Consider the following 10,300-nt stretch of genomic DNA (forward strand, 5'->3'; position numbering starts at 1 on the left):
TTTCGACTGATTGTATTATACCATATTTCTCATTGCAGAACAAGTGTTCTGTTTTGCTTTTTATATTTATTTTTGCAATTCATCTCCCACCTGTAGAGGAAGGAGAATTCTTGCTATAATTTGTTAAATTTCTTCCTTCTATCACACCGTGCAGAAACCTCAAAGCTCTTGCATTTTCCCAAAACTCTGTCATCCTTTTCTTGCCAGGCAATTTCCTCTCAACTTCTGCCAATTGTTTTCTATTGACACTCTTCCCTTGTAGGTGTAATCTAGTATTGAAAACTACATGTTGTCGTTTTAGCAGACAACAAGAAAGGTACTAGATACATGAGAGAGATTATCATCACCACTGAAAGTGGTTCCGATCTTCCGGAAAACCTTGTAAAAAAATACGATATAAAAGTAATTCCTATGCACATCGTCATGGATGCAACTTCCTATGCAGATGGAACTATCAGCGTAGATAAAATCTACGAATACTATAATGAAACCAAAAAAATCCCGACAACTTCCGCTGTAAACGTTGGCGAATACATTGACTTCTTTAATGAGATCCGCGCGGAACATCCGGATTGTGTCATCATGCACTTGGCATACTCCTCTCTGGCTTCTTCTACTTATCAGAATGCAGAGATCGCTATCCGCGAATTTGAGGATATTTATCTGATCGATACCAGAAACGTATCCGGCGGCTGCACTGCTCATCTTGCAAAGGCATATGAGATCATTCAGGCAAAAAAAGATACTGTGACAGATTACAAAGCTCTGGCTGACGAAATTGAATCCTGGAACAAAAAAGTATTCTGTTCTTTTATTCCGGGTAACTTAGATTACCTGAAAGCAGGCGGACGTGTATCCAATGCTGCATACCTTGGCGCTACCCTGCTTCGCCTGAAACCGCTGATTGAGATTGTAGATGGAAAACTTCTGGCTTCTAAAAAATACCGCGGTTCGATTGAAAAATTTGTGGATACATATATGGAAGAATATCTGGCAAAACATGATGTTTCCAGAAAATGTCTGTATCTGATGTACTCTAAAGGACTTTCTCAGGTAGCACTTGATCGTATGAAAGAAAATGCGATCCGATTTGGATTTGAGAGTTATGAGTATGTTATGACAGGATGTGTGATCAGCTGTCATAGTGGTCCGGGAGCAATTGGACTGGCTGGATGCTGCGAATAAAATTCCTTCGCATATTTTTGAAAAAAAATTTTCGGGTTATGTAAGAGAATCCCACATTTTTCATCATGCAGGCTAAGACGCCTCGCCTGATGAAAAATATGGGATTCTCTATTTTCGTTACGACTTTCTTTTTTCAAGTAACATGCTCACTCACACCACATAACACGCAAGTTCTATGTTTTTTTACTTGTGCTACATTTTTGTTTTTCAAGGAACATATTCTCTCACACCAGCTAAGCGCCAGTTATACCTTAGTGTATGAACTTAACAGCGGTACCATATGCAATAACTTCAGCTGCTCCCTGAATGATTGCGGATGTGGCAAAACGTACGTTTACGACTGCATCTGCGCCCATCTGCTCTGCTTCTCCGATCATCCGGTGAATTGCCAGATCTCTTGCTTCGTTCATCATCTCTGTATATGCTTTCATCTCTCCACCAACCAGGTTTTTGAAGCTGGCTCCGATATCTCTGCCGATATTTTTACACTGGATGGTGCTTCCTTTTACCATTCCAAGCATTCCAAGTTCTTTTCCAGAAATATAATCTGTGTTTACTAATACCATTGTGATTCCTCCCATTTTCTAAAGTCTCTCTGTTCCCCATACAACAATCAGGGAAACTATGCCAGCTCACGCTGTCCAAAATTCCACCTCAAATCTAACATATATTTGACTTGAAACTAGTTATCTCCTGATCCTGCATATCGCTATTATAGCATAGGCTGTATGAGATGTGTGGATTTTACTCCAAATTTAATTTATTCTTCAAAAACCAGGTGGTCACAAAGAAAAATACGACACTGTAAATTGCATCTGTGATGCACTGCTTTGCCAGAATTCCGATATAACCGGCTGATGCCAGTCCGTCTCCGGCTTCAAAGAACATTCCAGCAGTGCCTCCCGCTGTCTCATTTACTGCTGCAGAACCGCTGAGCATATCAATAAGACTGATATTTGTTACCGTACCGATAATTCCCATAATGATCAGAATGATGATAAAAGTCAGTACGCTGTAAAATACTTTATGGCTCTTTGCAGCCGCACCGATTGCCATCGCAGTATAAACCAGAAGAACAATACGAACAATTTGAATAATAACTGCCACAATGGACATAATCACCTCTCCGGCACTTTCCCGGAATAATTTAAAAATATTGGTCCAGTCGATGGATGCCCAATCAATATCTGTCACTGAAAAGAGACCATTGCCAAGCATACCTGTCAGTACAAGAACGAATATGGATACGAACAGCACCGCAATACTCAGTAAAATCCAGATCAGTGAGCTGATTACTTTTGATGCAACCAGCATCCAGGTTGGAACTGGAAGGGTATGCATCAGATAACCTTCCCCTTTGAGCAGATTTTTATAAAAACGCTGTAGAACCATCACAATCGTTACGATCATCAATGCCACGATCAATAATCCATAGATCAGACCACTGATCACAACTGCAATGGCATTGCCCTGTGTCGCACCCAGAATCATTCCTCTGGCAATAAATCCAACTACCGCTGCCACAACCAACACAGCCAGATATAATACGCCCATCATTCTGCTGGTTGATTTTAACTCATATTTTAACAATTTTCCTAACATCTGAATACCTCCCTGAACAACTCATCTACTGATTTATGTTCTGTCTCACGGATTTCATCGACACTGCGATGAAAAACAACGCTTCCTCGATTGATAAATACTGCTTCGTCTAATACACGTTCAATATCTGCAATTAAATGTGTGGACATTACAACCAGTGCGTCCTCTGAATAATTACGGATGATTGTATTTAAAATATAGTCCCTTGCTGCCGGATCAACACCGCCGATTGGCTCATCAAGAAAATAAATTTCTGCTTTTCGGCTCATTGCCAGAATCAACTGCACTTTTTCTTTATTACCTTTTGATAATGTTTTTAACCGGTCTTTTTCACGAAGATTTAACTGTTTAAGCATTTCTTCGGCTTTTTTCCGGTCGAAGTCTGCGTAAAAATCTGCAAACATTCCAACCAGTCCGTCTATGTTCATCCAGTCCGGTAAATAATTCGCATCCGGCAGATAGGAAACAAATGATTTTGTCTCCGGTCCCGGTTTTAAGCCATTTAATAAAATTTCTCCGGATGTCGGCTGAAGCAGACCGTTTGCTGTCTTGATCAGTGTCGTCTTTCCACTTCCGTTTGGTCCAAGCAGACCAACAATCCTGCCGCTTTCCAGTGTCAGATTGACATCACTTAATGCCATTACATTTCCATAATCTTTTGTCAGATTTCTACATTCCAGTCTACTGCTCATGACTCGCTCCCTCCTTCTCCTCTCGGATCAGATCTATAATTTCCTCTTTTTCAAAACCCATATTTTTCATTTGCTGTAAAAATGTCTGTATAGTTTCCCGTGCTGTCTCGCGTTTCATTTCCTGTATTCTCCCTTCATCATCTGTCACAAATCTTCCGCTTGTTCTCTGAGAATAAACCAGTCCCATGCGCTCTAACTCTGCCAGTGCTTTCTGCATCGTATTCGGGTTGACCTCCGCCTCGCTGGCAAGATCACGCACCGACGCAAGTTTGCTGCCCGGCGTATAATAGCCGGTTGCAATTCTGTTCTGGATAATATCGATCAACTGTAAGTAAATCGATCGGTCGTTTACAAAATTCCATGCCATATCATCTTACTGTCCTTTCTTTTTATTCTATGCATCTTCTGTATTATTGTACTGTTGTATTACTTGATTAATACAATAATACTCATAACCGGTTTTGTCAATACAAAATTCATATATTAATTCAAGTCGAACGCACGTGAGACTTGGTGCGTGATTCTGGTCAGCGAAAGCTGACATATTCTTTTCAGAATCACTGCACTCTACACTCCGTTCCGGTCGGCGCAAAACCATTGTCTCCCAGACAATGTGCGCCCTCGCGGAGCGTTTATCTCAGTCGGAGATTGTACTCCCACTGAGAAAGACTTGTTATTACTCACCACTTGCAGAAGTGGGAGTCTTCTCGACTGAGATAAATCATAATATTTTTCTGCTTATGTTATACAAAAGAATACAAGGCACTATCTCCTCCTCAATGTTTCTTTTTATTCCATTGACGTTATTTTTTGCATTACAGGAATATGTTCTGGTTAAAATTGCTTAACGATTTTTTTAATATTTCTATACGCTGTCCTGTTTTCTGTGATATGATAACGGTAGATTCGGGAACATACGGATTGTTTTTCTAACTCACAAGGATAAACTTCTATCCTTGAAATTATCTGATTCGTATCGTTCTGATTAAAAATACTAAAAATAACATGGAGGAATTACTCTTATGAGATTAGGAACATACAAAGGCATTCACATGACACGTCCAAACACTGAAGTGACGGAGCACGAAGTCATGAATGTGTTAAAGAAGAAACAGAAAGAATACGCTGTTGCCACAAATATTGATGACCGCAGTGCACAGACTGGCGATCAGGCAATTCTTGATTTTGAAGGTCGCTACAACGGAAAGACCATTCCGCACGGAAATGGAGAAAACTTTGCATTGACCATCGGAGCAAAGGCTTTTTTACCGGAATTCGATAAAGCTCTGATTGGCAAAAATATCAGTGATACATTTGATATTGATGTTACTTTTCCGGCTGATTACCGCATCAGTGCCATGCAGAACCGTTCCGTTGTATTCCGTACAACCTTAAAAAAACTGCGTCTTGTAGACTATCAACCGATTGATGATGAGTTTGCAAAAGATTTTTCCGAATATAAAACTTTGGATGAATGGAAAGATGAGATTCTTGCAAATCTGCAGGAACGCCGGGAAACTTCCGTCCGGGAAAAATTTGCCCGGGAAGTTATGGCAAAAATTATTGCCGATTCTGATATTCCGATCGATGATGACCTGAAAGAAGAAATGACACAGATTTATTATGATGATTTTCTGGATGAACTGGAAATGAATCAGATTCCGCTGGAACTTTACTGCAAACGTTCCGGTCACAGCGAAGATGAGATTTACGCGGATAAAGAACAGGAAGCTGTGGAAGCAATTCAGGCACAGAGCGTACTGCATGCGGTTGCTGCGGCTGAAAAGATCAGCATTACACCGGAAGAGCTGGCTGAGGAGCTTCGGGCGATTGCGATAGAGGAGGATGAAGATCCGGAGGAATTCGTAGAGACTTTGGAAGAGGAAGATGTGGAGAATATCGCCGATCAGCTTACGATGGATAAAACGATGGCCTTCATATTGGACAGCGTAATTTACGATAAGTAGAGAGGAGAAGAACTCAGATGAGTGCTTTGGGCTAAGACGCCCTTCATCACTAATCTGAGTTCTTCTCCTTTTTACGTTATGAACACGCTGTCGATTACCCTGCTTTAGTATCGGATACACATTCCGTAAGGATAATATTCAAGTCGAACGCACGTGAGACTTGGTGCGTGATTCTGGTCAGCGAAAGCTGACATATTCTTCCCAGAATCACTGCACTCTACACTCCGTTCCGGTCGGCGCAAAACCATTGTCTCCCAGACAATGTGCGCCCCCGCGGAGCGTTTATCTCAGTCGGAGATTGTACTCCCACTGAGAAAGACTTGTTATTATTCACCACTTGCAGAAGTGGGAGTCTTCTCGACTAAGATAAAACACCCTAATAGCCGCCCTCACGTCTGGAAAACTGAAGCGACAATTTTTGTCTAATCGTATACTGAATTAACCGTCTATCGGTAGCACTCGCTTTACATAACTATATAAGCATTCTTTTATAATAATGTCAAAATTTTTATGTTATATAAGTTCTTTTATGTATCTGTATAACTTCTATCATTCTACCAATACTAATGCTGCAAACTAAAACTTTATATTTGGAGGAATGAACATGAATAAAAATACGCATACACATAACAATACACATGACACGAATTGTCACAGAAATTATGGTGGTCCAAGTAAAGATGCTGTTACCACCGGTACGTTTGATCAGGCAGATAAAACTGACAATTTTGACTATGATTATCTGGGAAAATCTGCTTCTGCCAATGACCAGACTGGTCTGATCCCATCCGGACCACAAAATGATGGTGAAATCGAATCCTATCAGGACGTGTTTCCATTTGCGCCACCACTGCTGAAAAAGGATAAAGATTCGCTATCATAACTTCTCGCTCATATAGGTTTTGGACAAATTCACAAATCTACCTACAATATCTGCACATGCAACACAAAGTTTATTGCTTCGATACTCTATATGCATGTGTGGCACGAAGTGCAGGGTGACGCAAAAATTTACTAATTTCACTGAGTGAATTAAGAGCTCCTAATTTTTTTCAAGAAGCGGTTTCATTTAAATTCAACTTTTCTGATCGCACTACGTAAATAGCGGGCTCAGAGCAAATTTATTCTTCCAAGCGATTGTTAGCTGGAAGGATAAATTTGTCTGAGTCCGCTTTCATAATCTTAAAGTATAGCCATAAATTTTAAGCCACCCGAAACAAGACACCTCTAAACGACTTTGTGGTCAAGCCATTTCCGTCTGTGGAATCGAATCGTAAAGATAATGCCACGTACCGTCCAGTCCGTAAACATTCCGATCCACACCGCGATCGGTCCAAATCCCTGCACCCTGCAAAGATAAATACACAGACTCACACGGAAGATCCACATAGAACAGGTCGACAAAATCATGGAGAATTTGACATCTCCTGCTGCACGCAGTCCATACGGTGGAATAAACGCCGGAACCCAGATAATCGGTTTTACGATGGTAATTACTGTCATCATGTAAAAACACATATCTGCACTGGCCGGCTCCATACCAGCGATCATCGTAATCGGTTTCGTCAAAGCCCAGATCAACAGACAGCACACAATTACGACAAACTCAGAAAGCACAGCAAGCTTTTTGATATAATACACCGCCTGCTCTTTTTCGCCGGCACCGATACACTGACCGACAATCGTCATCAAACCGATTCCAATTCCCATCGCCGCAATACCATTCAAATTTTCCAGAATGATCGTCATAGCCTGTGCCGCGATTGCTGTCGTTCCAAGGGTTGATACCGTTGACTGAATTGCCAGTTTACCAAACTGGAACATACCGTTTTCGATACCAGACGGAATTCCTACAGAAAGAATGATCAAGATCAGCTTCATATCCGGTCGGATGCTGAAATAATCACGGATGACAATCTCCTGTTTTGGCACACGCTGACGGCAGATCATAATAATGGACATCAAAATACGGGAAACAAGAGTGGAAATCGCCGCACCAGCTACCCCCATATTAAATCCAAAGATCAGGATCGCATTTCCGGCAATATTTGCCAGATTGCACAACGCTGAAATTGTCATCGGCAGTTTGGAATTTCCTTCTGCCCGGAAAAATGCCGCATTCGCGTCAAACAATCCAATAAATGGGAAGGATATCGCCGTGATCAGAAAATAAATCTGGGAATTGTCCATAACATCCTGTTCTACATTTCCGAAAATCAACCGCAGCAACGGATGACGGAATACGATGCACACTGCCATCAGTCCGATGGAGATTACAAGCATCGCCAACAATACCTGACGCGCCGCCTTATTGCAGGCTTTCACATCTTTCCTTCCAAGATACTGGGAACAGATGATGGCACCGCCTGCTGTCAACGCCGTAAACACCTGAATAACCAGCACGTTGATGGAATCCACCAGCGAAACCGCAGAAATAGCTGCACTTCCCACGTTGCTGACCATCATACTGTCCACGGTTCCCATCAGGGAGTTCAACAACTGTTCCACCATCAGCGGTATCAGCAATACCTTCAGATCGTGGTTGGAAAAGAGCAGCTTACTCTCATCAATTTTCTGTTTTTGTTTTTTCAACTCAATCTCACCTTTTCCCCTTCTTTTGGCAGAAAACTGTCAAAAATAAACATATCAAATGTTTCGCGATCCGTCTGCAATTCAGCTTCACTTTTTATCGTCCATGCCGCAGTTTTTACCCCAAACAGCTTTCGGCACATACGAAAGCCCCGGATCTGGCGATCCTTATGATTATAGGAAATAAAATCTGGTTTTGCCCAGAAATTCAACAACAGATTTGTCAGGAAAAAACGCACGATCTGCGGCATTTTATCCTCGCTCTGAAAAAAGTCCATAGACAACTGTCCACGAAGCACCTTTGGAAAATGCTTGCGGTACCATACCAGTGCCAATGGATTAAAGCATTCCATACAATAAACGCCCTTGTATTCTGACAACATTGCAGCCGCCGCTTCCGTGGTTGCCTTATAGTCAAAATCAACTTTAATTTCAACCACAAGTGGCACTTTTCCGTTGACCAGTTCCAGGACATCAGAAAAAAGCGGTATCTTTTCTGTGCTGTTCTTCAAAGAATACTGCTCTAATTCTGCATATGTTAATTCGGTCAATTTCTTATGTACGCCGCACATGCGCTTCAGGTCAAAATCATGGAAAACCACCAGTTTTCCGTCTTTCGTCAGCTGCACATCCAACTCCATGCCAAAGCCATGCTCCAATGCGTTTCGGAACGCTGCAAGACTGTTTTCCGGGGCGTCTGAATTATTATTAAACAAGCCCCGGTGCGCGATCATTGTATTGTCGAAGGCAGCGAAAGAACGTGTTTTTTCTGTTTCCGGTCGAAGCATGTACACACTTAAGCCAAGTAAACCAATAATGATTGCAACAGCAATAAGAATACTTATCAGTATCATTCCCGTTATTTTTCCTCCGTATCATTACAGTTAGTTCATCTATCTCATATCTGTGTCTGACGCTATTGTATTTCAAGTAAAATATACTTAATGTAGAACTTCCATCAAAAGCATATGTAAATAAACATATACCTATCACCAATACATACTAATATATTCTTCTATGAACCACATCTGATTTTCTCTATGCCGGTACTTTATTTAAGAAATGCTCCCATTCTACGACTGCTTTTTCAAATTCTACTTCTACCCAGTAAGTATCTTCGTCTACATCCACCGCAATCTCACAGCAGTATTCGCCTCCATTTTTTGCATCCTTCGGTGTAATCACAAATACTTTACCATCTTCCTGCATTTTCTGGAAAGTCTCCTTAAACTGATCCTTCGGAATATCCTGATCCGGTACTTCGCGCAAAAAGACATTATTTGCATCGTAATATTTTGCACCCTCTAACAAAAATCTTGTAATTTTCGGAGATTTGAGACGAATCTCTGTATCGTCCAGATAACGATCCACCAGAGTATCATTGGATGGATTGTTGTGTCTTGCTGCCGCGCCAAGTAACACCATTGTCATAAGTTCTGGGTTAAACTCCATTTTTTTCACTTCGGCATCCTGGAACATAAATTTATCCAATTCATTCACACTTTTATACTTCATGTCTTTTCTCTCTTTCTACTATTTGTCTGATACTGGAATCTCACGAAAAAATTCAAGTCGAACGCACGTGAGACTTGGTGCGTGATTCTGGTCAGCGCAAGCTGACATCTTCTTTTCAGAATCACTGCACTCTACACTCCGTTCCGGTCGGCGCAAAACCATTGTCTCCCAGACAATGTGCGCCCTCGCGGAGCATTTGTCTCAGTTGAAGATATAACTCAGACTAATCTTAACGCTTCGAATATCCATTTATACTTTTTCCAGTTTTTTCTAACATAGATTATAAGTACAATGCATTATTTTTGCAAGTATGATTCAGTGCTGATAAAAACAGTTACCAGATTCTTATAATTCAAGAATGCTCCGGCATTCTTGTTGCGAGGTGCGCAGTTGAAGTATGTCATGCAATTGCATGACATACTTCAACTGCGCACCTCTGTAATCCTGCCGGAGGCTATATCAGATGGGGGATTGGCTCCCACCACTGATACTAGCTTGTTTCTCACCACCTATAGAGGTGAGAGTCATCTCCCATCTGATATATTTGTAAAGCGGACATTCGCAATCCGCTTTCGCTGCTTGCTCATGAACGCAGTCGCTTTGCGACCTGTCAGTGGGAGCTTTTAACTCCCACTGACATAAGCATCCCCCCCTTACCCACCGCTTAGTGCTCCACGCACTTGAAGCTGGGGAATGCTTATTCTGCGTTCAAACTGACCAACAGTATTAGTCAATGGCAACAACACATAT

General features: G+C 41.5%; 10 protein-coding genes. 3 read left to right on the forward strand and 7 right to left on the reverse strand.

Translation table 11 applies throughout. The features are described from left to right. Positions 1–327 precede the first annotated feature (327 nt). Complete coding sequence (locus tag DXB15_RS15375; protein ID WP_109215325.1) at positions 328–1,185, forward strand: DegV family protein; 858 nt, start codon at positions 328–330, stop codon at positions 1,183–1,185. A 251-nt stretch (positions 1,186–1,436) separates the two neighbouring features. On the opposite strand, the gene DXB15_RS15380 is transcribed toward DXB15_RS15375, so the two are convergent. From DXB15_RS15380 to DXB15_RS15395, 4 genes are all read right to left on the reverse strand, one after another. Then, positions 1,437–1,751 (reverse strand): YbjQ family protein, encoded by a 315-nt coding sequence (locus tag DXB15_RS15380; protein WP_109216946.1) that lies wholly within the window; start codon positions 1,749–1,751, stop codon positions 1,437–1,439. Positions 1,752–1,929: 178 nt separating this feature from the next. Next, positions 1,930–2,787: a hypothetical protein gene (locus tag DXB15_RS15385; RefSeq protein ID WP_109216947.1), complete on the reverse strand. Its 858-nt coding sequence runs from the start codon at positions 2,785–2,787 to the stop codon at positions 1,930–1,932. Beyond that, on the reverse strand, positions 2,781–3,479 hold the full coding sequence (locus DXB15_RS15390; RefSeq protein ID WP_109216948.1) for an ABC transporter ATP-binding protein: 699 nt from the start codon (positions 3,477–3,479) through the stop codon (positions 2,781–2,783). The genes DXB15_RS15385 and DXB15_RS15390 overlap by 7 nt, the downstream gene beginning before the upstream one ends. Continuing rightward, positions 3,469–3,846, reverse strand: a complete 378-nt coding sequence (locus DXB15_RS15395; RefSeq protein ID WP_109216949.1) for a GntR family transcriptional regulator — start codon at positions 3,844–3,846, stop codon at positions 3,469–3,471. Before DXB15_RS15395 ends, DXB15_RS15390 begins: the two co-directional genes overlap by 11 nt. Before the next feature lie 655 nt (positions 3,847–4,501). On the opposite strand from DXB15_RS15395, the gene tig reads away from it, so the two are divergent. Beyond that, complete coding sequence (gene tig / locus DXB15_RS15400) at positions 4,502–5,446, forward strand: trigger factor (protein ID WP_118703423.1); 945 nt, start codon at positions 4,502–4,504, stop codon at positions 5,444–5,446. Positions 5,447–6,050: 604 nt separating this feature from the next. Next, positions 6,051–6,329 (forward strand): hypothetical protein, encoded by a 279-nt coding sequence (locus DXB15_RS15405; RefSeq protein WP_118703424.1) that lies wholly within the window; start codon positions 6,051–6,053, stop codon positions 6,327–6,329. A 344-nt stretch (positions 6,330–6,673) separates the two neighbouring features. Here DXB15_RS15405 and DXB15_RS15410 read toward each other — a convergent pair whose 3' ends face one another. The 3 genes from DXB15_RS15410 to DXB15_RS15420 all read right to left on the reverse strand — a co-directional run bounded on the left by DXB15_RS15410 (position 6,674) and on the right by DXB15_RS15420 (position 9,550). Beyond that, entirely contained in the window at positions 6,674–7,957 is a 1,284-nt protein-coding gene (locus DXB15_RS15410) for an MATE family efflux transporter (RefSeq protein WP_109216881.1), read from the reverse strand. A 77-nt stretch (positions 7,958–8,034) separates the two neighbouring features. After that, entirely contained in the window at positions 8,035–8,889 is an 855-nt protein-coding gene (locus DXB15_RS15415; RefSeq protein ID WP_118703425.1) for a glycerophosphodiester phosphodiesterase family protein, read from the reverse strand. A gap of 184 nt (positions 8,890–9,073) precedes the next feature. After that, complete coding sequence (locus DXB15_RS15420) at positions 9,074–9,550, reverse strand: hypothetical protein (RefSeq protein ID WP_109216880.1); 477 nt, start codon at positions 9,548–9,550, stop codon at positions 9,074–9,076. Positions 9,551–10,300 lie beyond the last annotated feature (750 nt).

It is taken from the genome of Roseburia sp. OM02-15 (assembly GCF_003481835.1).
GTDB classification, from domain to species: Bacteria; Bacillota; Clostridia; order Lachnospirales; family Lachnospiraceae; genus Eubacterium_I; species Eubacterium_I ramulus_A.